This is a genomic window from Polynucleobacter brandtiae (assembly GCF_002797575.1).
In the GTDB taxonomy this organism is placed as follows: Bacteria; Pseudomonadota; Gammaproteobacteria; order Burkholderiales; family Burkholderiaceae; genus Polynucleobacter; species Polynucleobacter brandtiae.
In genome coordinates this window covers 432,078-454,230 of the sequence record NZ_PGTX01000001.1, presented here as the reverse complement: position 1 = coordinate 454,230, position 22,153 = coordinate 432,078, and the positions used below count along the sequence as shown (strand labels likewise).

The following is a 22,153-nucleotide window of genomic DNA, read 5'->3' as shown; positions in this document are numbered from 1 at the left end:
CCGTCTCAGAATGTTGTAGAGATGCTTGAAGGAGTGGTGCAATGAAGACCGTTCCTTATTACCCCCTTTATGCAGCAAACATCATAGCTAGCCGCCCCTATCGATTAATGTCATTGGCAGAAAGAGGTCTTTGGATTTCCATCTACATGGAATGCTGGGTCAATGGTGGCGTTCCCTCTGACTTTAGCGAGATGGCAAAAATTCTTGGATTTACCGAGGGCGAAATGCAGGCATTCTTTACTAAATACCAAACTGCCTTTTTTATAGAGGTAAATGGCCAATTTATTTCAACAGAGCTTGAAGAATATAGAGAAGGGTTTGAGTTAAAGCGGGAGAAACAGCGGGCAGGTGGCGAAAAAGGGGCACAGATTAAAAAAGAGAAGCGAGAAGAGATAAGGTTACCTAAAGGTCAACCTGAAGGTGCACCTAAAGGTTCTTTAAGTCATATCAATTTAGCTTCTATTAAATCAAGTTCTATTAACTCAAATCAGCTTGTAAAGAAGGATGTATCTAAACAAAGCACCAGCGAATGGGTTTCTGATTATGAGGATGCGCCTGATATATCGACGGACTATCTAAGAGCATCAAAAGGCTAGACATGGGAAAAGTCTGCATAGAAAAAAATGCTCGAGGTATTGTAAATATGGTTGTTGATGATGTTGATACCCCTCGCATAAATCTAGCTACAAGCGAAGATGTCAGGCGAGAAATGTCCAAAGTCTATCGTGAGGCTAGGTCATCTAAGATACCTACGCAGGAAGCCACCAGGTACATCTACATCCTCACGCAAATTCTCAAAGCCCATGAGCTAGTCTTTTTGGAGAAAAGGCTTTCAGAGCTTGAATATGCCCATCAGAAGACATTAAAGTGAGCCTCGCTAATCGCATTGAAAAACTCGAGGCCAAACTAAAGCCTCAAGAAGATAAAGTCACCTTTTATGGCTGGGCTGATTGCGAGTGGAAACACGCCAATGGGCTTACAAGGGCTGAAAATGAGACTAAGGAGCAATTCTTCAAGCGAGTGCGTAAAACAACCGATTCTAAATTTATATGGTGTAAGTAAGCTTACCTACATGCGCTAGAAGTACTTGTCAGGATTGCATCTTTATGGGAGGCGCTTAGCTTTGCACGAAGCGCATCAACCGCACCTTGATGTAAGTTCCATACTTTAATATCAGCCCTACCCTCTGCATCTGAATTAATGTAGATTTCAGCAAATTTAAGCAGGTCATCTAAATACAGAGTTTCGCTGTCATTAAGCTCTAAGTTGTATTGGTAGGTAGTCATTTGTTTGGTCTATAGAGATATCTGGGAAGTATTTCCTCTGAAACAGGGTTTGCCAATGATTCCATATACTGCTCTAAGGTCATTAGGGGTAAGTTGTGACGGATTAAGGTCTGATTGGTGTGGTTCAATCCCTCTAATATTTCCTTATCCGTAAATTCTGAGCCTTTATTTTTAAGCATAGGGATAGACTTTTATCTAGCCTGACGAGGCATGTAGCCTCGTGATTGCATACAGCCAACATACATATTTTGATTTGTCGAATACCCGCCAGGTGTGTTACCTAAGGTGGCGGCTAATTGTTGACTCCATGATGGAGCTACATATCGCCCACTAACCATTTGTCCCTCTGGCTGAGGCGTTACTCTTGGTGGCGTATAAATCTGCGCTGATTGAGTGCATTCGCCATTATCCCTATTTAACTGCTGTTGGCTAGCATTTGGGTTGTCCCAAATAATAGGTTTTTGGGCGCATGCTATCAAGGCATAAACTGAGAAGGCAATGAGTATCTTCAGTTTCATCTTAAAACTTTTTCTTGTTGGCTAGCTTTTCACAATTACCTGATGCTTTTGCGCTTAGGACGATTGTTGGATTCTCAAAAGTAATATCTTTCGTTACCCTTACCATCCCGGTATTTCTATTTATCTCTAAATATTGCTTTCTATTATCGTTATCGCCTTGCTTCCACTCGTCACTTGCAAAAATAGTATCCTGAGAAAATGCAGCTCGCATCTTATTTGAAAAGTAATTTTGACCGTCACTAATTGAAATTACGCCTTTTTCAACCAAAATAGACATGGTGGTATCTTTTATTGGAACAGTAGTAACACCACTGACAGCCATAGAGGTAATTTCACCATTTATTTGACAAAGTAAGTTTAAGGAAACTGTCGACTGCCCAGAAGTACTAAAGCTTGAGAGCATTAAGATGGGGCCAACTAGCCAAATATATTTATTCATGTGATGGATATGATACCCATACATTTATGAATATTGGGGCTACTTTTTGAATAAATCCTTTAGGGATACCCCTAGTGCTACAGCTATTTTTTCAAGGTTTATGACAGCAACATTGTACTCACCCCTCTCAACGCCACCAAAATAAGAGCGGTCTATTCCACTAACTAAGGCAACAGACTCCTGGGAAAGTCCTTTTGCCTCCCTGATGGCCTTAATTGAACCCCCTAATTTAACTAAAACAGGGTTTCCTGCATGCGTTGGTGAGGGTTTTGCCATACCACCAATAATCTGGGCTTGATGGATATAGTGCCACGGGATAAGATACCCAAATGAAGATACTTTTAATTTCTATATTAGCCACACTTAGTCTTACTGCATGTGGTAATGATGATATTTATACGCTGTATAGGACGGGAGTTGGCCTTCCTGAATTGAGAATCCATATTGCTACCTTTGATTCAGATGACTCTAGGGATGCCAAATTCAAAACATACAACCAAGATAACTGCCAAATTGCAGCGCAGCTATTTCAGAGTCAACCTAATGTATCCACTAAATACTGGTGTGAAAAGGGAGCTTATAAAAAATGAAACTTATTGCAGTCTTAATTTTCTGCCTTTATCCTTTTACAAGTTATGCTGAAATCACCGTAAAAGACTATAAAAAAATGAAGTCCTCTTCAGAGATGACTCAGTATTTATCGGCCGTGGGAACTGGATTTGGTTGGGCAAATACAGAGTTAGAGTTACAAAAACGCCAGCCTCTTTTTTGCCAAACTAGAGTAATGTCTTTAAATAGTCAAAATTATCTTGAGTTACTCAATGCTGAGCTAGCTGATATCGAATCCCAATCTACCGGGGTTAATAAAGCCTATCTTGATTTGCCAGTTGAATTATTTTTAATGAAGAAATTAATTAAGACCTTTCCATGCAAATAAAGCTACCCTGCTTGTTTCTCTTCATTTCATTTAATTGCTTTGCTCAGGCTATCTATGATGCCAATGGACAATACAAAGGCTACAGTCAAACATCTCCAAGTGGGGTTACCAGTACCTATAACGCTCAAGGTCAAAATATAGGCTCATCACAAACTGACAATGGGCAGACAAACTACTATTCACCAAATGGCGCATACCAAGGCTCGAATACTGCCACTCCAACGCCTATGCAGCCAAACACTGTGATAAATACCCCAAGACAGCCGCCCCAGCCGCCAACAGTTAAGGGGTGGTAAAAGTATAGATTCAATGGAATTATTGCGTTAGTCTCCAAACATACAAATTAAAGGTGTGGATTATGGATAATAAAATTCTTATGGCAGCTCTGGTTTTGATAGGATTTAACACTTGCGTAGCAGCCCAATACAATACAAATTTATATAACCAAAATGGGCAGAGTCAGGGTAGAACTACCCAGCAGGGCAATACGACTAGTTACTATGACCAAAATGGTCAAAACCAAGGTCGAGCAGTACAGCAGGGAAACTCAACCAATTACTACAATCAGAACGGTCAATCTGAAGGTCGAGCAATTCAGCAAGGCAGCTCAACGAACTACTACAACCAGAACGGGCAGAGCCAAGGAAGGGCTGAGCAAAACGGGAACACCACTAACTATTACAATCAAAACGGCCAAAGCACTGGTAGAGCAGTTCAAAATGGTAATACGATTAATTACTACGACCAAAACGGACAGAGTACTGGTAGAAGAAATCTTCAATAAGAAAAAATAGAATGAACGATATTGAATTTTTCGCCAAATTAAATCCCAAACCGCTTACCTCTCTCGAGGAGGACTTCAAAGCATGGAGGAAAGAGTTTCAAGAGGATGAGAAAAGAAATGCCCTAAGAAGGGCGAGCAAGTTAAATCCTGAACCTGTAGGAACAACCTATGAGCGATTCCCAGAAGAAGAGTAAGCCTACCCTTGAGAGCCTTCTAAAAGACAGTAAGGTAATTACAGGCAAAGAATTAATCAACAAAGCTCAAGAAAAAGAACGCCAAAAGATAATTCTTGATGAAGCTATTGAGTTTGAGAGGCGGAATCGAAGGGCAAAGTAGGTGTGTATTACACAAATTTGTCTACGATGTGTCTACGACACTTCAGAAAAGTAAAAAGGCTTCTAAGCCGATTGACCTAGAAGCCTTATATATACTGGTTGCGGGGGCAGGATTTGAACCTACGACCTTCGGGTTATGAGCCCGACGAGCTGCCAGACTGCTCCACCCCGCGTCTGAAGCATTATTCTAGCATTTTTTGACAGTGCCTGTCGAGATATTCCTGTAATTAGAGTAAAAAAGAAGCAAATTTATGGGTGAAATTCAACTCTGAGTCATACCGCATAAGGAGTAACATGTTGCTACCCAACATCATGAAAAGAGTTGTTTATGTCGGTCAGTAATCCTGAATTTTCAGAATCATCTCTGCTTAGGCCAGTGGACATCTCTCGCGGGGATCAATCGCATGGAAAAGGGGCTTCAGTTTCTCTAATGTTCGCTGCTATTGGCGTAGTCTTTGGTGATATCGGAACTAGCCCTCTGTATGCGCTAAAGGAATGTTTTAGTACGGAGCATGGTATTCCTTTTTCTACAGATGCTGTTTATGGTGTGATCTCCATGGTGTTCTGGGCATTCGCGATTGTTGTGTCTTTAAAGTACGTTCTATTCGTTATGCGTGCGAACAATCACGGTGAGGGTGGCATCTTAGCTTTAATGGCTCTAGCCTTACGTACAACCCCAGCCAATTCAAAGCGCTCACTTCTTATCATCATGGCGGGTGTTTTTGGCGCCTGCATGTTTTATGGGGATGCCATTATTACGCCAGCGATATCAGTTCTATCTGCGGTTGAGGGCTTAGGGGTGATCTCGACAGATTTGACGCGATTTATTCTTCCGTTAACGATTGTCATTTTGACTGCTCTGTTTTTGATCCAGAAGACAGGTACCGAAGTAGTGGGCAAGCTTTTTGGACCCATCATGGTTCTTTGGTTTGCAGCAATCGGTTTGATGGGTCTCTATCAGGTCATTCAAAATCCGGCTATTCTTGCGGCAATAAACCCAATGTATGCCATTCAGTTTTTAATTGAGCATGCCTTACAGGGTTTTATTGTTCTTGGCGCTGTCTTTTTGGTATTAACTGGTGCGGAGGCTTTATATGCGGATATGGGGCACTTTGGCATCAAGCCTATCCGAATGGGTTGGTTCTTTGTAGTGATGCCTTGTTTGATGTTGAACTATTTTGGTCAAGGAGCCATGTTCCTTGACAATCCAGAAACGATTTCTAATCCATTTTTTTTGATGGTCCCAGAATTTTTGGTCTTGCCTTTAGTGATTCTCGCAACACTGGCAACTGTAATTGCATCGCAAGCAGTTATATCAGGTGCTTTTTCAATGACGAGCCAGGCGATTTTGCTGGGCTTTGTTCCTCGCATGAAAGTTCGCCATACGTCCGATCGTGAAATTGGTCAGATCTATATGCCCATAGTGAACTGGACATTGTTAGTACTTGTCATTGCAGTGGTGCTAGCTTTTAAAGAGTCGGCTAATTTAGCTGCAGCCTACGGTATTGCAGTCACAACAACCATGATTGTGACGACTTTTTTAGCGGCTATCGTGATGAGGGTAGTTTGGCGCTGGAACACAATACTAGTCACCTTGGTAATTGGTGCATTCTTAATAGTGGACTTGGCTTTTTTGACTGCAAACCTGCTAAAAATTATGGAAGGAGGGTGGTTCCCATTATTGCTGGGTGCCGCCTGCTTCTTGCTGTTAATGACCTGGTATCAGGGCCGTCAGCTACTCCGTAAGCGAGCTGTTGAGGAGGGTATAGAGCTTAAGGGTTTTATCGAAGTATTAATGAAAAATCCGCCACATCGAGTAGAGGGCACTGCCATATTCCTGACGGCACATGTAGACTATTTACCGGTATCTTTTTTGCACAATCTCAAACATAACCATGTGCTGCATGAGCGGGTATTCTTTCTAAAGGTTAGTATTTGGGATGTACCCTATGTGAAAGATGATGAGCGCATCACACTACGCGATCTTGGTAATGGAATTTATGTTGTGCGTGCTGTTTATGGCTTTAATGAGACGCCGGATATGGGCAAGATTATCGAGTTAATTGAAAAGTCTTCAGGGCTTTCTTTTAACCTAATGGATACCTCTTTCTTTCTATCGCGCGACACCATTGTTTCCACTGAAGCCCCAGGAATGGCTTTATGGCGTGAGCGCTTATTTTGCTGGATGTATCAAAATGCGGGTCGTCAATCAGACTTCTTTAAGATTCCTGCAAATCGTTTGGTTGAGCTTGGCGCTAAGGTGGAAATTTGAGGGGATTCATCGTGCTTCGCTTGATTTTGTCTTTTCAGGCGCTCATTTTTTCTTGCGCCTTCTGTGGCTCTGTATTTGCTACGCCTGCAGAGGAGGCTCAGCTAGAGCAGCTCAACAAAATTGAGGGTGAGTTGGAGTTACAGCGTGATTGGGCAAAGTATCGCTGGGATAAAGCCAATACTGAGTGTTATCAGCGCTACTGGGTGAACAGCTGCCTGAGAGACTCGCGCACGCAATATCGTAAAGAAATTGACCCTATCAGCGCTCAAGAGCTTGAGTTACATACAGTTCAGCGGGCATTGCGAACTAGTATTAAAGACCAGCGAGATGCCGCAAAGATTGCTGAGCGGGCTTCCGCTGAAAAAGCAGCTGAGCGCAAAGCCAATCAACAAGAGTTTGATGAAAAACAAAAAGCAGCCGCAGCTCGTGCAGCGGATTTAGAGAAGCGGCGCCAGGATGCCCCTAAGCGCGCTCAAGAAAACAAAGCGGGCACTCAGCTCGACTAATACCTTGGCCAAAATTAAAACCGTTTATATCTGTCAGTCTTGTGGTGGTACTTCTGCAAAGTGGCAAGGACAGTGTCCCGCTTGTCAGGAGTGGAACACCCTCGAGGAGGGCGTGCCTGAAGTAAGTTCAAATTCTCGATTTCAGGGCTTAGCCCAATCTTTGCCTCGTCAAAAACTGTCAGCTATAAGCGCTGAAGATTTACCGCGCTTTAGTACAGGTGTGGAGGAGTTTGATCGGGTGCTTGGTGGTGGTTTAGTCCCCGGTGGTGTCGTTTTAATTGGTGGTGATCCTGGTATTGGAAAGTCCACTTTACTACTACAAGCCTTAGCAGAGATGAGTGCTGCGGGTATGAATGTGCTTTACAGCAGCGGAGAAGAGTCTGCCGCTCAAATTGCATTGCGTGCAAAACGTATTGCATTAAATGCCCCACAGTTAGAAGTATTAGCAGAGATTCAGCTAGAGAAACTATTAGCCATTATGGATACCGTGAAGCCACAGGTGTTAGTGGTCGACTCTATACAGACCTTATATTCTGATGCGTTGAGTTCTGCGCCAGGCTCCGTAGCGCAAGTTCGCGAGTGTGCTGCGCAATTAACGAGAGCCGCTAAATCTAGCGGTATTTGTGTATTGATGGTGGGTCATGTGACCAAAGATGGTCATCTTGCGGGCCCTAGAGTACTTGAGCATATTGTTGATACTGTTTTGTATTTTGAAGGTGATACTCACTCTTCTTTTAGATTGGTACGTTCAATTAAAAACCGTTTCGGTGCGGTCAACGAGCTGGGAGTTTTTGCGATGACCGAGAAGGGTTTGCGTGGGGTTGCTAACCCGTCAGCCATCTTCTTATCGCAACATGCTGAGATGGTGCCTGGTGCTTGCGTCTTAGTAACGCAAGAGGGTAGTCGTCCTCTGCTAGTAGAGATTCAGGCGCTGGTAGATACCGCACACATACCGAATCCTAGAAGGCTGGCAGTTGGCTTGGATCAAGCCCGCTTAGCAATGCTTTTAGCAGTACTCCATCGCCACGCTGGTGTTGCTTGTTTTGATCAAGATGTGTTTTTAAATGCGGTGGGTGGGGTCAAGATATCAGAGCCGGCGGCTGACTTAGCGGTGCTACTGGCCATTCAATCCTCGATTCGTAATAAGGCACTTCCGAAAGAGCTGATTGTGTTTGGCGAGGTAGGTTTAGCCGGCGAGATTCGTCCATGTCCTAGAGGTCAAGAACGCTTAAAAGAGGCCGCAAAACTAGGTTTTACAATTGCCATTATTCCGAAGGCCAATATGCCCAAGGCAAAAATTGCTGGCTTAACAGTTATTCCAGTTGAACGTATCGATCAGGCGATTTCAGCGGCGGCAGAATTAAGCTAAAGCGCTCAGGATTTTTTTATCCAGGCTTTTATATTTCGTATGGTTTCTTTTTCAATGCCATTAAAGCCGTGATGGCCAAAAGCTTGACAGGGGTCACCTTCGCTAATTCCCCCCTCCATCAGAATTAAATCTGTGCCGTAGGTATCGTGATTCTCAATAGAGGAGGATGCTGGAGTCAGTCTACAGCCATCATTTTTATGGGCAACAATGAGATTTTTACTCTTACTTTTTCTAGTATCTAGTCCGCTAATCGAGCCCATGGATGCAGTATGAATAAACCCATTAACTTCACCATCCATATTTTCTGATTGATGCATCGTCGCTAAAGTACTGCGACTAGTTCCAACAATATAAATCTTGGCATTCGGGAATTTTAATTTAAGGTCAGCTATTACTATGCGCATACGCTTGATACTTCGATCTCCATCGATGCTGATGGTTCTGAATTCATCGTCAGCAAAAAGACCCCTTGAGCGAATTAAAAAATTTCCTCCGCTTTGGAAGTAGATTGTTTCATCTGCATTCTTTTTAATGTTCATGATGCCGTTTCCACCGGGCATCATTATCAAAACATACTTAGGTAATGTGGAGCCGACAGCGGTTTGTAGGTATGGAATCTTGTCACCATCATCGTATTGTGCGGTATCTATGAAGGAATCTACTGCTTCCCCAGCGAAGCTATTGGATAACTTTAGTAGTATTAGAAGCAATATGATTATTCTAATTTTCATCGGAATTATCTTATTTAGGCGAGATTAGCTAGACGCCAATCTCTGGAATTAATGCAGATCTTCCGCCTGAATTAACAGTACCTGCTGATCTCCAGCAGATATCTCCATCCAAATAGCGGGAATCTGGGGGAAGGCTTTCTTAAAGTACTCATACTCATTGCCGATCTCTATCAGAATGGCGCCGCGCTCTGAAAGATAGTCTGGGGCATTAGCAATAATTCGCCGTATGAGGTCCATCCCATCGTCACCACCAGACAATGCCAGTGCAGGTTCTGCATGGTATTCGGCAGGAAGAGCATTCATCGAGTGGGTATTGACGTAAGGCGGATTGCAGATGATGAGATCAAAGCGATTGCCATCGTAGGGTTCAGGCAATGCATCCCAGAGATCTCCGCTAAATAACTCTATTTGTGTGTTTAGCTTATGACGATCTAGATTTCGAGCAGCTACCGCTAATGCGGGTAGGCTAACATCACATGCACTGACGTGAATATCAGGGCAGGCTAAGGCCAGTAATATTGCTAAGGAGCCATTACCCGTGCACAGATCCAATGCCTTGCCATCGGCTGGTAGCCAAGGCTCTAATGAGCCATCCACAATCAATTCAGCAATCCATGAGCGCGGAACAATACTCTGTTCGCTGGCGTAAAAAGGCACACCCATTAACCATGCTTCACCTAAAATGTAAGCTAGTGGCTTACGAGTTTGAATACGGGTTTGAGTAATTTCCAGTGATTGAGCAAGCTGTTCGGCACTCAGCACTTGCTCTAAATGATCCAGGGCAACAGTAGGGCTCAAATCAAGTTGTTTACTAGCAATCCATAAGGCTTCACTTTGGGCATCTATGGCACCATGACCATAATGTAGGTCAGCAGCCTCTAGTAGTGTTGCAACTTGGTTAATGCATTGATCCAGCGTCGGAAGTTGAGAAGGGTCAGGGTCCATGATCAGAAGGATAAAGTGAATTAAGCGACTAGCTGTTCAAGCGTGTTGCGGAAAATGTTTTTGAGTGGCACCACATCATCAACAATGACGCATTCATCTATCTTGTGGCTAGTGGCATTCAGTGGCCCAAACTCTACTACTTCCTTGCAGATTTTTGCGATAAAGCGTCCATCACTTGTCCCGCCGGTAGTAGATAGCTCAGTATCAATATGCACTTCAGATTGAATGGCTTTACGCAGCGCACCAGCCAAAGCGCCATCGCCAGTAATAAAGGGGCTTCCACCAAGAGTCCAGTCAATAGTAAAGTCAAGACCGGCAGTGCTCAAAATATTTTCTAGGCGACTACGCAACTCTTCGGGCTTACTCTCTGTTGAGAAACGGAAATTAAAATCCAATGCCAATTCACCGGGAATAATATTGTTGGCGCCTGTACCTGCATGAATATTGGAGATCTGAAAGCTGGTTGGTTGAAAATATTGATTGCCTTGATCCCACTCTGTTTCAACTAAAGACTGAATCGCTGGCGCAGATAAGTGAATGGGATTTTTTCCAAGGTGCGGATAGGCAATATGCGCTTGAATCCCTTTGATGCGCAACTTACCAGAGAGGGAGCCGCGGCGTCCATTTTTAATCATGTCGCCTAGTTGATCAACTGAGGTGGGTTCACCAATAACGCAGTAATCCACGCGTTGCCCCTGTTTTTGCAGACGCTCACACATGATGACTGTTCCATCATTGGCCGGACCTTCCTCATCGCTGGTAATCAAAAATGCAATCGTGCCCTTATGATTGGGATGCGTCAGTATAAATTCTTCTGTCGCTACGACAAACCCTGCCAGAGAAGTTTTCATATCCGCCGCACCACGTCCGTACAGCATGCCATCGCGGATAGTGGGGGTAAACGGATCACTTGTCCATTTCTCTAGGGGTCCGGTAGGAACAACATCGGTATGGCCGGCGAACATCAGCACTACACCTTGATCTCCGGCAGTGCCTTTTTTAATGGCCCAAAGGTTGGTTACCTGAAAATTCTCGGGACCGCTGACCACACTCTCCGTATGAAAGCCAATCGCCTGTAGTCGGCTGGCAATAAGATCCTGACAGCCACCGTCTGCTGGGGTAACCGAGCGGCAAGCGATTAGGGCTTCTGTTAGTTCGAGGGTGGCACTCATTAGATTTAGCTTAGATTAGTCGCGCAAGAGATCATTAATAGCCGTTTTAGCTCTAGTTTGAGCATCAACTTTTTTCACAATGATGGCAGCATATAGACTGTACTTACCGCAAGCGGAAGGCAAGGAGCCGGGAACCACTACAGAGCCAGCAGGCACGCGGCCGTAATGGACCTCACCAGTTTCGCGGTCATAAATTTTTGTACTCTGGCCAATATAGACGCCCATTGAAAGAACGGCGTTCTCTTCAATAACTACGCCCTCAACCACTTCTGAGCGAGCGCCAATAAAGCAGTTATCTTCAATAATGACTGGGCCAGCCTGAATTGGCTCCAAAACACCGCCAATGCCAACGCCACCAGAAAGGTGCACGTTCTTACCAATTTGAGCGCAGGAACCAACCGTAGCCCAAGTATCAACCATGGTGCCTTCTCCGACATAGGCGCCAATATTGACGTAGGAAGGCATCAAAATAGCATTTTTACCAATAAACGAGCCTCGACGAGCAATCGCTGGAGGCACTACACGAAAACCGCCGTTTGCAAAGTCTTCTGCGGTGTAATGTTCGAATTTGCTGGGCACCTTGTCGTAGAACTGGGTATATCCGCCAGCACCCATGACTTTGTTATCTTCTAGGCGGAAGGAGAGCAAAACGGCCTTTTTGACCCATTGGTTTACTTCCCATTTACCCACACTTTGACGCTCAGCTACCCGAATACTGCCGGTATTGAGGCCCTCAAGGACGGCATTTACGGCATTGCGGATTTCTCCAGAAACGGCCTCTGGGGATAGGTTAGCCCGGTTTTCCCAGGCTTGTTCGATGATGCTTTGTGGTGTTTGGCTCATACTTTTCGGTTAACTATCAGATTGTTAAGGGGTTTTACCCCTGAATGTACATGAATCATTATATCGGGGAGGCAAAAACCCGTGCTTAGATACTCAAGCTTGCTATCATCTTCTTAGTATTAGTATCAGCTTAGTTACCCCTTACTTCACCCTCTTTTTACCCTGCAAAGTACGCCGTGCAACTTAAATCTATCAAACTTTCTGGTTTTAAGTCATTTGTCGATCCAACCCATTTTGAGCTGCCAGGTCAGTTGATTGGTGTTGTGGGTCCGAATGGCTGTGGAAAATCAAACATTATTGATGCTGTCCGCTGGGTACTGGGTGAGTCACGTGCCAGTGAATTGCGCGGCGAGTCGATGCAAGACGTTATTTTTAACGGCTCTGGTTTACGCAAGCCTTCAGGGCGTGCCAGTGTTGAACTTATTTTTGATAACTCAGATGGGCGTGCTCAAGGGCAGTGGAGTGCTTTTACCGAGTTAGGTGTCAAGCGAGTACTAACGCGAGATGGTAACTCTAGCTATTACGTGAATAATCAGGTTGTTCGTCGTAAAGATATTCAGGATATTTTCTTGGGTACAGGTATGGGTCCAAGAGGCTACGCCATCATCGGGCAGGGCACTATCAACCGTATTTTGGAATCAAAGCCCGAAGAGTTGCGCGTGTTCTTGGAAGAGGCTGCTGGTGTTTCTAAATATAAAGAACGTCGCAAAGAGACGGCTTCGCGCCTAGAGGACACTAAAGAGAATTTAGTGCGTGTTGAAGATATCGTTCGTGAGCTTGATCAACAGCTAAACCGCTTAGAAAAACAGGCTACTGTAGCCGAGCGTCATGCCGCCCTCTCTACGGAAATGAAGTCACAGCAACAGCTTTTGTGGTTTGTACGTCAAACAGAGTCTGGTAAAGAGCAGGAGCGTCATGCAAACGGTATTCGTGAAACCCAGGTAGGCCTGGAAGAGCAAATTGCAAAGTTGCGCCATGCAGAAACCGAGCTTGAGACTATGCGTACAGAGCAGTACGCTTTACAAGATCGGGTGTCTTTAGCACAAGGTGAGTTGTACCAAACCAATTCTGATGTAAGCCAGGTGGAATCTCAGATTCGGTATGTGCAAGAAGCGCGTCAGCGTTTGCAGCAACAAACCCAAGAACTACAAGCGCAATTACAGCGTTGGACTGTACAAGAAACAGATGCTGCGCAAGCACAGCGCTCTGCTGAGCAAGAGCTTGCTTTAGCTGCACAGACTGAACAATCGCTATTAATTAATTTAGCCGGCCTACAAGAGCAGATGCCGGGTCGTGAAGAGGCCTACCAACTCAATGCGCGTGATCTGAATGATGCTCGTGAACAGTTGGCAACGATCGATCAGCGATTAGCTAGTTTAGGTGAGCGCGCTAAAGCAATTACAACTCAGTTAGAGGAGCTCAAAGGGCGTGATGCCCGTCTTGAGTCAGAGTTATCGGGTATGCGTAGACCGGATGCGGAAGCATTGACGATGGCAATAGATCGTCACGCAATGGCTCAGCGCAAGGTAGATGAAGCAAAGCAAAAAGCAGGGGAGGCACAACAACGTGTTCCCGCTGCAGACGAGGCGCGCAACACAGCGCAACAGCAAATTCAGCTGGCTAATCAAGAATTGGCACAAACTGAGGCTAGATTGACAGCCTTAACAGCATTGCAGGCAAGCGTTCAAGCTCAAGGCAAGATTGGTCCGTGGCTTGAGAGTAAGGGCCTAAAGGAAAGTAAGCGCCTATGGCAAGAATTAAAAGTTCAAACTGGCTGGGAGGCCGCTCTTGAGTCTGTTTTGCGCGAGCGCTTGGCTGCAGTGACTGCCAAAAGCGTACAAGAAACACTGGCACTAGCCAACGATGCACCACCCAGTCGCTTAGCCATTTTGTTGGCGGATGAGATTGCTCCAGCACATACTGCTGCTCCAGCTGACTTTGTTCCATTACTCACGCGGGTTCAAAGTGCAGGAGCTCCCAGGGTTGCTGCAGTATTACAAGAGTGGCTAGATAAGATTTACATTGCCGATTCTCTGGAAGATGCGCTGCATCGCCGTGAAAAATTACCGGCTGGTGGCGCACTTGTCACCCAACAGGGCCATCTAGTTAGTCGTGTAGGTGTTCAGCTATATGCTGCAGACTCTGAGCAGGCTGGCATGTTGGCGCGCGCTCAAGAGATGGAAGGTCTTGAGAAGCAATTGCGGGCACAACAACTCATTCAAAGTGAGTTACAAGGTGAGCTAGATCAATGCGCATCTAATTATCAAGCCGCACACCAATCTGCCGAGCAAACCCGTATTTATGCTGAGCAAGCTGTGCAAGAGGTGCATGGTTTCGAAGTAGAAAGAATGCAGCTGACTCAGGCGGAAGAAAAATACAGTCAACGTGCAGAGCAAATTCAGGGTGAGTTGACGGAGTTAGCTCAACAGATCGAGCAACTTGCGCTAACGCAAGAAGAAGCTGCTGCCCAATTAATCGAGTCAGAAGAGGCTAAGCAGGGCTTGCAAGATGATCTTGCAATGGCCCAGGAAAAGTTAGCGTTAGCAACTCAAGAGCGCGATCATTTACGAGAGTCCTTACGTAGTTCGGAGATGTCGGCTCAAGAGGCGGCATTTGCAACCCGCTCATTACAACAGCGCATTGTTGATCTTCAGCGCGATCAAAGCACTGCACGTGTGCAGATTATGGAGATTCAGGACAAACAAGCAAGTTCGGAGCAAGAGCTTGAGATGTTGAGTGATGAGCAAGCGCAAGAAAAATTACAAGGTTTATTGTTGACTCGCAGTGAGCGTGAAGCTTTGTTGTCCAACGCGCGTACGGAACAAGATGCGGTATTGCACCAACTGCGCCAGGCTGATGAGGCGCGTATGCAAATTGAGCGAAGTCTCCAGCCTATGCGTGATAGGGTAGTAGATTTGCAGTTACGAGAGCAAGCAGCGCGCTTGAACTTTGAGCAATTTGCAACTTTACTCTTAGATGCTGAGGCTGATTTACTTGCTCTAGAGTCCAGTTTTAGTTCGGATCTGAAGGTGGGTGTATTACAAAGCGATGTCACTCGTTTAAGTGCGGAGATTTTGGCTTTGGGACCAGTAAACATGGCCGCCCTAGATGAGCTTTCGAGTTCGCGAGAACGTAAGCAGTTTTTAGATGCACAAACTGCTGACTTAAACGAGGCGATGCAGACCTTGACTGATGCGATTGCAAAGATTGATGCGGAAACCCGCGATCTTTTGCAAGGCACCTTTGATCAGGTGAATTTGCATTTTGGTAAATTATTTCCTGAGCTCTTTGGTGGCGGACATGCGGAGCTAGTCATGACCGGCGACGAAATCTTAGACTCTGGTGTGCAAGTAATGGCACAGCCTCCAGGCAAGAAAAATAGTTCAATCTATCTGCTATCCGGTGGTGAAAAAGCCCTCACGGCAATTGCCTTAGTGTTCTCTCTCTTTTTGCTCAATCCAGCGCCGTTCTGTTTGCTCGATGAGGTTGATGCTCCATTAGACGATGCCAACACTTTGCGTTATGCCAAGATGGTTGCCAAAATGTCAAATAAGACCCAGTTTGTGTTTATTTCTCATAATAAAATTACGATGGAAATAGCACACCAGCTTATCGGAGTGACCATGCAAGAGCAGGGCGTATCTCGCATTGTTGCGGTGGATATTTCTTCTGCGGTATCAATGGTGGAGGCAGCTTAAGTGAATATAGAGCAAATCATGACAATGCTTGGTTTGTCTGACTTGCAGTTCGCTTTGGCTGCTATAGGTGTATTACTGTTGGTGGCGATAGTAGGGTTCAATGTAAAGCATGCCCGAGCTCGTCGCAAGGCTGCTAGTTTTGATGAGCCTTCCGCAGGTGATCGTTTTGCTCGTGAGCCCTCTTTTGGGCAGAGCCTTCCTGATGGCGATGCAGAGGATTTATTGGGGTCTAACACAGCGATCTCGATGCTATCTGGTGATCTTAATCCAGAGATATTTTCTATTGATCCGAGGATCGACTGTGTCATTTCACTGCGGTTCGATCAAGCGATTAGCGGTGCTGAAATCCTTTCCGAAATTGATGCCTGGCGTCTTAATGCGACCCAGTCTGATGCACGTTGGATGTGCGAAGGCCTTCACTACGATACCGATGCGGTTGCAAATTGGGAGATATTGAATGCAGAGGCCTCTTACACGGAGCTGCAATTAGCCATTCAATTGGCAAGCCGCCGTGGTCCCATCGGCGTCTTAGAGCTATCCAACTTTTGCTCAAGAGCGCAGGCTTTGGCAGAAATGCTGGACTCTCAAATTGATATGCCCAGCGTGACAACAATGCTTGAGAGCGCTAAAGATTTAGATACATTGGCGGCAGAAAGTGATATCCAGCTCGGCATTAATGTGCTGTTTGATGACGCCTATCCTTGGGCTAACTTCGATTTATTAATGCACCAGCATGGTTTTAAGTTAGCGAGAGGCGGTCGAAGCTATGAATTTTTTAGCAACAATAAGCTTATTTTTAGTTGCGCTGAATTAGATCCGAATATTGCAGTAAAACAAGTGACTTTATTACTTGAAGTTCCTTTGGTTGATGTAGGTGAGAGGGCATTTGAGCGCATGCTCAAAGAGGGCGTTGAGATTGCTCAGGCGGCACATGGTCGCATAGTGGATGACAATGGAATTAATTTGACAGCTGCGGCTGTAATCAGTATTCGTCAGCATCTCGATGGTTTGTATGCCAATCTTGAAAAGGGCGGAGTTTTGGCGGGATCTTCTACCGCCAGCAGACTTTTTAGCTAGGTAACTATCTTGGCTTTCTCTAGCCCGATGTCTTTAGCGGATCGCTACGCTTTTTTGCAATCCGAGCTGGCACGCTTAGAGCATGCTTACTACGTTTTGGATAACCCCATTGTTCCCGATAGCGAATATGATCATTTATATCGAGAATTGCTAGACATTGAGCTGGCGCATCCGCAATGGATTACGCCTGCCTCCCTCTCTCAGCGAGTGGGAGGCAGCGCTTTAAAAGAATTTAACTCCGTTACCCATGTTGTACCGATGTTATCTTTAAATAATGCCTTTGAAGAGACTGAGCTGATTGCCTTTGATCGGCGTTGTCGCGAAGGGCTTCGAATCAGTCAAGTAGATTACGCTGGGGAGCTCAAGTTTGATGGATTGGCGATTTCACTTCGCTATGAAGGCGGTATTTTAGTTCGAGCCGCAACACGTGGTGACGGTGCAAGTGGTGAAGATGTTACCGCCAACATCAAAACTATTCACGCCATACCCTTAAAACTCATCGGCGAGAATATTCCTGAGGTTTTAGAAGTGCGCGGCGAGGTCTTTATGTACCTTAAAGACTTTCAGAAGATGAATCAACAAGCAGCTGCACGCGGAGAGAAGGAATTTGCCAATCCTCGTAATGCGGCTGCTGGTAGCCTGCGACAACTCGATTCTAAAATTACTGCTAAGCGCCCACTGTCTTTCTTTGCTTATGGCCTTGGTGCTTTAGAGCCAGTATCGTGGTTACCTTCAACTCATGAGCAATTACTGAATGCTTATGTCAAACTAGGTTTACCGGTGTGTACTGAGCGGCGTGTACTGAAATCTGTAGAAGAAATTCTGAGCTTCTATAACGAGATCGGTGCCAAGCGAGATGCTCTGCCTTATGACATTGATGGCGTAGTTTATAAGGTCAATTCTTTTGCTGAACAGACTCAACTAGGATTTGTTTCAAGAGCACCCAGATTTGCTTTGGCACATAAATTTCCAGCTCAAGAGGCCTTAACAATTGTTTTGGGTATTGACGTTCAAGTAGGGCGAACTGGAGCAATTACCCCTGTCGCTCGACTATCTCCTGTAGAGGTCGGTGGAGTGACTGTAACCAATGCCACTTTGCATAATGAAGATGAGATCAAGCGTAAGGATGTGCGGATTGGGGATACTGTCTCTGTCCGCCGTGCAGGCGATGTTATACCAGAGGTAGTTTCTGTAGTTCTAGAGCGCAGACCGGTACATACACGACAATTTGTGATGCCTACAAGGTGCCCCGTATGTGATTCTCATATCGAGCGACTGGCTGACGAGGCAATTGCACGTTGTAGCGGCGGCTTATTCTGTCAAGCGCAACGTAAGCAAGCCTTAATACATTTTGCACATCGACGCGCTTTAGACATCGAAGGCTTGGGTGAGAAGATTGTCGATCAACTAGTCGATCAAAATCTAGTAAGAACCCCCGCAGACCTCTATCGCTTAGGCTTTACCGCCTTAGCCAATTTAGAGCGCATGGGTGAGAAGTCTGCCGATAATTTGATTGCCGCAATTGATCAATCTCGTAAAACGACCCTAGCCCGATTTATCTTTGCTTTAGGTATTCGTCATGTGGGTGAGACTACAGCTAAAGATTTGGCTAATCACTACCAATCCATGCATGCGCTGATGGAGGCTCAACTCGATGATCTGCTGATGGTCAAAGATGTTGGTCCAGTAGTTGCGGATTCTATTACTAGCTTTATGGAGGAGCCTCATAACCGGGAGGTCATTGAGCAATTACTCGCCTCTGGCATGCAGCTTTCGGTTGAGGAGAAAGTAATCAGCGCAGCAGTCGCTGGCAAAACTTTTGTATTAACAGGGACATTTCCAATGCTGACACGGGATGCAGCAAAAGACTTACTTGAGAAAGCAGGGGCTAAAGTAGCAGGCTCGGTCTCTAAGAAAACAGACTATGTTGTGGCGGGAACAGACGCCGGTAGCAAACTCACAAAAGCAGAAGAACTGGGTATTGCTGTGATAGATGAGGCAGCTATGCTGGAGCTGCTGAAGTAATAAAAAATTCCTGCCTATATTGCAGGTTTTCGGTATCTCTTCTTCAGCGAAGGGTTTGGTTGCCCAGACTGCTTATGGATAACCTCGATTTTACTAATGGCTATATTTTTGATAATAGGTCTTGCATAGGAATAAATCTAATATGGGTTTTACAAAATTAGATCTATCTTTAATGAATCCTGAGATTACAGCTAAAGCTCACGGAATTTTGAATTCTTTAAACCCTTTTGCACGAAACAACACACATGGTCATATAACGGCTAGTGGCTTGGTTATTCATGAAGAAAAGGTGTTATTAATCTTTCATCCATACATTAAGGAGTGGTTTCAGCCGGGGGGTCATATTGATGTTGGAGAAACGCCCATCGATGCTGCTATCCGTGAAGTCTATGAGGAAACAGGGGTGGTATGTGTCGCAGATGCTCCTGACTCCAATACTCCTCTGGATATTGACCTTCACATGATTCCCGCTAATCCTCAAAAAGGCGAGGGTGAGCATTTAGATATTGACCTCTTATTTAGCCTGCGTGTTCTGGAGATAAAAACGTCAACAGAAAAGATGGAGCAAGCATGGATTGCTTTTGATGCTGTTGAGAATAGCCGTGTAAGACGAGCCCTCGAGAAATTACGTACCTAAAGTTTCTAAGAGCTCAGTCTCTAACTGAATTTGTAGCTTTGGATTTTTACTCAAGTTGGCAGCATCAACTAACAAGACGTCTTCTACTCTCTCACCTAGAGTGTTGATACGCGCAGTGTGTAGCGAAACGTGATGTTTTGCTAGTACTCTAGAGATGGCATAGAGCAATCCTGTGCGATCGCTTGCTGAGATTGACAGAGCATAGTAGCGACCTCGCTCGTCAGGCATCATGTGTACTCGCGGCTGTATTGGGAAGGTGCGGGATTGTCTAGAGAGACGTCCCATGCTGGGAAGAGGCAAGGGATTGTTGCTTTGTAAAGCTTCAGTGAGTTCGTATTCTACTAAGGTAATTAAATCGCGATAACTACCACCTTCATCCACTAAATTACTCCCCGAAATTTGGAAGGTATCTAAAGCATAGCCATGCCGCGTTGTATGAACGCGGGCATCCCAAATTGAGAAGCCATGACGTTCAAAGTAAGCGCAAATTCGAGCAAACAGATCCTCTTGGTCTTTAACGTAGACTGCGACCTGTAGACCCTCTCCATGTAAAGAGAGTTTGGCGCGTACCACTGGAATAGCACTGTCGACTTTATCAAATAGATGTCGGGTAAGCCAGGCAATATCAGACGCCTCTTGGCGTAAAAAGAAAGCCACATCCAATTTCCCCCAAAGGTCATCATAGCTAGTATCTTCAATACCGTTGAGTCGAAGCTGCGCCCTGGACTCCTCTTGATGAAGTGCGAGATCTGATGAGGCATTTGGCTTGGCTCCACCCAATACTCTGAGAGTGGCTCGATAAAGGTCTTCCAGTAACTTCGCCTTCCAGGCATTCCAAACCTTAGGGCTAGTACCTCGGACATCTGCGACTGTGAGTAGGTAAAGCGCAGTAAGATGGCGCTCGTCACCCATCTTTTGGGCAAAAGCTTGAACGACCTCCGGATCGCTGATGTCTTGCTTCTGAGCAAACTGGCTCATGTTCAAATGTTCGGCTACTAGCCAAACTAAGAGTTCAGTATCGGTCCTGTCTATACCGTGGTCTTTAGCAAATTGGCGGACATCAGCTTTGCCCAGGGCGGAGTGGTCGCCTCCTCGTCCCTTCGCAATGTCATGAAACAGTGCTGCTACGATCAGGAGCCAGGGTTTTTGGAAGTTGGCAATCAGGCTGCTACAAAAAGGGAACTCATGGGTATGCTCGACCACCATAAAGCGTCGCACATTACGTAAGACCATCAAAATATGTTGATCGACTGTGTATATGTGAAATAGATCGTGCTGCATTTGCCCAACAATTTTTCTGAAAGCGGGTAAGTAGCGCCCTAATACGCTGCTGCGATTCATCAGCTGGAAGGCTCGACTCACACCATCTGGTTCTTGAAGAATCTGCATAAAGAGTGCACGATTGGCTGGGTCTTTACGCCACGCGCTGTCCATCTTTTGGCGTGCGTTGTACAGCGCTCTAAAAATATTGGCTGATAGACTCTTTACGTTAGCAGTTTGCGCAAATACCAAAAAGGTACGAAGAATCTGCTCTGGATGTTTGTCAAAGAGTTGTAGGTCAGTAATATCCAAGACACCTTGACGTTCAATAAAACCAGCATTACCCTCGCCAGCAATAGTATGCGTGGTTTTAGATTCTTGAGGAAAAAGTAGCGCTTCAATGTTTTGGAGCAAGACATCATTTAACTGCGTGACGGCCTTTGCTGCCCAGTAATAGCGACGCATGATGGCTTCACTAGCAAGTCTTGAGGATTCTTCTTCAAGCCCCATCATGGCTGCTAACGGAGCCTGCAAGTCAAAGGCCAGCACATCTTGCCTACGACCAGCTAGTAAATGTAAATTTGCACGCAGTGTTTCAAGAAAGCGTTGATTGCGATTGAGTTCTGTAAGCTCTCGCTGCGTAATTAAACCAGCAATATTAAGATCTTTAAAAGTATTGCCCAAGTGAGCTGCCTTACTAACCCAGGAGATGACTTGCAGATCACGTAAGCCCCCTGGACTCTCCTTGCAGTTTGGCTCCAATGAGTAAGGGGTATCTTGATACTTATAGTGTCGCTGAATTTGCTCAGCTAATTTCGCTTGAAAAAATGATTTCGGGTCTAAGGTTTTTTGATAGACCGATTTAAATTCTTGATAGAGCGACTTTTTACCGCAAATGAGTCTTGATTCTAAAAGAGAGGTGCGAACAGTAATATCTTGCTCCGACTCTGAAATACATTCAGCTACCGTTCTAACCGACGAGCCAATCTCAAGGCCAGTATCCCAGCATTGCGCTACGAATTTTTCAATTTTCGATGCCAATACATCTTCAAAGTATTTCTTGTCTGCAGGTAGCAGAATCAAGATGTCAATATCAGAGTAGGGGAAAAGAGAGCCCCTTCCAAAGCCGCCTACTGCAACCAATGCTGCATCTGTTTTGAGGTCAGACGTGTTCCAAAGATTAATCAGTAATTCATTGCTCAGCTTGCATAATTTTTTTGTGAGCCTGCCAACTGCTTGATGCTCTCGAAAATCGATATAGGCGGATTTACGCGCTGCTTTTAAACCTGCTATGTCGGCAATCATGTGATTAAGCGTTT

Annotated in this window: 22 protein-coding genes and 1 tRNA gene; 13 read left to right on the top strand and 10 right to left on the bottom strand. The window is 45.2% G+C overall.

The window, feature by feature from the left end:
- Positions 1-41 precede the first annotated feature (41 nt).
- Together B0G85_RS02345 and B0G85_RS02335 are read left to right on the top strand one after the other, a co-directional pair.
- Complete coding sequence (locus B0G85_RS02345) at positions 42-596, top strand: hypothetical protein (RefSeq protein WP_100378823.1); 555 nt, start codon at positions 42-44, stop codon at positions 594-596.
- Between the two features lie 271 nt (positions 597-867).
- Positions 868-1,062, top strand: coding sequence for a hypothetical protein (locus tag B0G85_RS02335; RefSeq protein WP_100378821.1), 195 nt, complete (start codon positions 868-870; stop codon positions 1,060-1,062).
- A gap of 2 nt (positions 1,063-1,064) precedes the next feature.
- Here the strand turns inward: B0G85_RS02335 and B0G85_RS02330 are convergent, their stop codons facing one another.
- The 4 genes from B0G85_RS02330 to B0G85_RS02310 all read right to left on the bottom strand — a co-directional run bounded on the left by B0G85_RS02330 (position 1,065) and on the right by B0G85_RS02310 (position 2,519).
- The gene (locus B0G85_RS02330; RefSeq protein WP_100378820.1) at positions 1,065-1,286 is read right to left on the bottom strand and encodes a hypothetical protein; all 222 of its coding nucleotides are present in this window, start codon (positions 1,284-1,286) and stop codon (positions 1,065-1,067) included.
- Between the two features lie 191 nt (positions 1,287-1,477).
- On the bottom strand, positions 1,478-1,804 hold the full coding sequence (locus tag B0G85_RS02320) for a hypothetical protein (RefSeq protein WP_100378818.1): 327 nt from the start codon (positions 1,802-1,804) through the stop codon (positions 1,478-1,480).
- Position 1,805: 1 nt separating this feature from the next.
- Positions 1,806-2,243 (bottom strand): hypothetical protein, encoded by a 438-nt coding sequence (locus B0G85_RS02315; RefSeq protein ID WP_157799264.1) that lies wholly within the window; start codon positions 2,241-2,243, stop codon positions 1,806-1,808.
- A 39-nt stretch (positions 2,244-2,282) separates the two neighbouring features.
- Positions 2,283-2,519, bottom strand: coding sequence for a helix-turn-helix domain-containing protein (locus tag B0G85_RS02310; RefSeq protein ID WP_100378816.1), 237 nt, complete (start codon positions 2,517-2,519; stop codon positions 2,283-2,285).
- Positions 2,520-2,829: 310 nt separating this feature from the next.
- Between B0G85_RS02310 and B0G85_RS02300 the strand changes: the two genes are divergently transcribed.
- The 4 genes from B0G85_RS02300 to B0G85_RS02285 all read left to right on the top strand — a co-directional run bounded on the left by B0G85_RS02300 (position 2,830) and on the right by B0G85_RS02285 (position 4,158).
- Entirely contained in the window at positions 2,830-3,180 is a 351-nt protein-coding gene (locus B0G85_RS02300) for a hypothetical protein (RefSeq protein WP_100378814.1), read from the top strand.
- Entirely contained in the window at positions 3,171-3,476 is a 306-nt protein-coding gene (locus B0G85_RS02295; RefSeq protein ID WP_100378813.1) for a hypothetical protein, read from the top strand. Before B0G85_RS02300 ends, B0G85_RS02295 begins: the two co-directional genes overlap by 10 nt.
- 62 nt (positions 3,477-3,538) lie before the next feature.
- A complete protein-coding gene (locus B0G85_RS02290; RefSeq protein ID WP_157799263.1) occupies positions 3,539-3,964 on the top strand; it encodes a hypothetical protein in 426 nt (141 codons plus the stop codon).
- Between the two features lie 11 nt (positions 3,965-3,975).
- Positions 3,976-4,158, top strand: a complete 183-nt coding sequence (locus B0G85_RS02285; protein ID WP_100378811.1) for a hypothetical protein — start codon at positions 3,976-3,978, stop codon at positions 4,156-4,158.
- A 237-nt stretch (positions 4,159-4,395) separates the two neighbouring features.
- On the opposite strand, the gene B0G85_RS02280 is transcribed toward B0G85_RS02285, so the two are convergent.
- Positions 4,396-4,472: transfer RNA gene (locus tag B0G85_RS02280), tRNA-Met, on the bottom strand.
- Positions 4,473-4,729: 257 nt separating this feature from the next.
- On the opposite strand from B0G85_RS02280, the gene B0G85_RS02275 reads away from it, so the two are divergent.
- The 3 genes from B0G85_RS02275 to radA are packed head-to-tail and all read left to right on the top strand — an operon-like array spanning position 4,730 to position 8,446.
- Positions 4,730-6,571, top strand: coding sequence for a potassium transporter Kup (locus B0G85_RS02275; protein ID WP_232725929.1), 1,842 nt, complete (start codon positions 4,730-4,732; stop codon positions 6,569-6,571).
- A gap of 11 nt (positions 6,572-6,582) precedes the next feature.
- A complete protein-coding gene (locus B0G85_RS02270) occupies positions 6,583-7,077 on the top strand; it encodes a hypothetical protein (protein WP_232725900.1) in 495 nt (164 codons plus the stop codon).
- Positions 7,078-7,081: 4 nt separating this feature from the next.
- Positions 7,082-8,446 carry a DNA repair protein RadA gene (radA, locus tag B0G85_RS02265; RefSeq protein ID WP_100378809.1) on the top strand — a complete coding sequence of 455 codons (1,365 nt, stop codon included), beginning with the start codon at positions 7,082-7,084 and terminating at the stop codon, positions 8,444-8,446.
- A gap of 5 nt (positions 8,447-8,451) precedes the next feature.
- Here radA and B0G85_RS02260 read toward each other — a convergent pair whose 3' ends face one another.
- Genes B0G85_RS02260 through dapD form a run of 4 tightly spaced genes read right to left on the bottom strand, consistent with a single transcriptional unit; the run spans position 8,452 to position 12,137 of the window.
- Positions 8,452-9,177 (bottom strand): hypothetical protein, encoded by a 726-nt coding sequence (locus B0G85_RS02260; protein ID WP_100378808.1) that lies wholly within the window; start codon positions 9,175-9,177, stop codon positions 8,452-8,454.
- 48 nt (positions 9,178-9,225) lie between these two features.
- Entirely contained in the window at positions 9,226-10,122 is an 897-nt protein-coding gene (gene prmB / locus B0G85_RS02255; protein WP_100378807.1) for a 50S ribosomal protein L3 N(5)-glutamine methyltransferase, read from the bottom strand.
- A gap of 20 nt (positions 10,123-10,142) precedes the next feature.
- Positions 10,143-11,294 (bottom strand): succinyl-diaminopimelate desuccinylase, encoded by a 1,152-nt coding sequence (dapE, locus tag B0G85_RS02250; protein WP_100378806.1) that lies wholly within the window; start codon positions 11,292-11,294, stop codon positions 10,143-10,145.
- 15 nt (positions 11,295-11,309) lie between these two features.
- Positions 11,310-12,137 carry a 2,3,4,5-tetrahydropyridine-2,6-dicarboxylate N-succinyltransferase gene (dapD, locus tag B0G85_RS02245; RefSeq protein WP_100378805.1) on the bottom strand — a complete coding sequence of 276 codons (828 nt, stop codon included), beginning with the start codon at positions 12,135-12,137 and terminating at the stop codon, positions 11,310-11,312.
- A 176-nt stretch (positions 12,138-12,313) separates the two neighbouring features.
- On the opposite strand from dapD, the gene smc reads away from it, so the two are divergent.
- The 4 genes from smc to B0G85_RS02225 all read left to right on the top strand — a co-directional run bounded on the left by smc (position 12,314) and on the right by B0G85_RS02225 (position 19,574).
- On the top strand, positions 12,314-15,835 hold the full coding sequence (smc, locus tag B0G85_RS02240; RefSeq protein ID WP_100378804.1) for a chromosome segregation protein SMC: 3,522 nt from the start codon (positions 12,314-12,316) through the stop codon (positions 15,833-15,835).
- Positions 15,836-15,853: 18 nt separating this feature from the next.
- Positions 15,854-16,912: a cell division protein ZipA C-terminal FtsZ-binding domain-containing protein gene (locus B0G85_RS02235; RefSeq protein WP_100378803.1), complete on the top strand. Its 1,059-nt coding sequence runs from the start codon at positions 15,854-15,856 to the stop codon at positions 16,910-16,912.
- 27 nt (positions 16,913-16,939) lie between these two features.
- Complete coding sequence (ligA, locus tag B0G85_RS02230; protein WP_198508716.1) at positions 16,940-18,937, top strand: NAD-dependent DNA ligase LigA; 1,998 nt, start codon at positions 16,940-16,942, stop codon at positions 18,935-18,937.
- Positions 18,938-19,079: 142 nt separating this feature from the next.
- Positions 19,080-19,574 carry an NUDIX hydrolase gene (locus tag B0G85_RS02225; protein WP_100378801.1) on the top strand — a complete coding sequence of 165 codons (495 nt, stop codon included), beginning with the start codon at positions 19,080-19,082 and terminating at the stop codon, positions 19,572-19,574.
- On the opposite strand, the gene B0G85_RS02220 is transcribed toward B0G85_RS02225, so the two are convergent.
- A complete protein-coding gene (locus B0G85_RS02220; RefSeq protein ID WP_100378800.1) occupies positions 19,563-22,139 on the bottom strand; it encodes a [protein-PII] uridylyltransferase in 2,577 nt (858 codons plus the stop codon). The two genes, B0G85_RS02225 and B0G85_RS02220, sit on opposite strands and share 12 nt — an antisense overlap.
- Between the last annotated feature and the right edge of the window lie 14 nt (positions 22,140-22,153).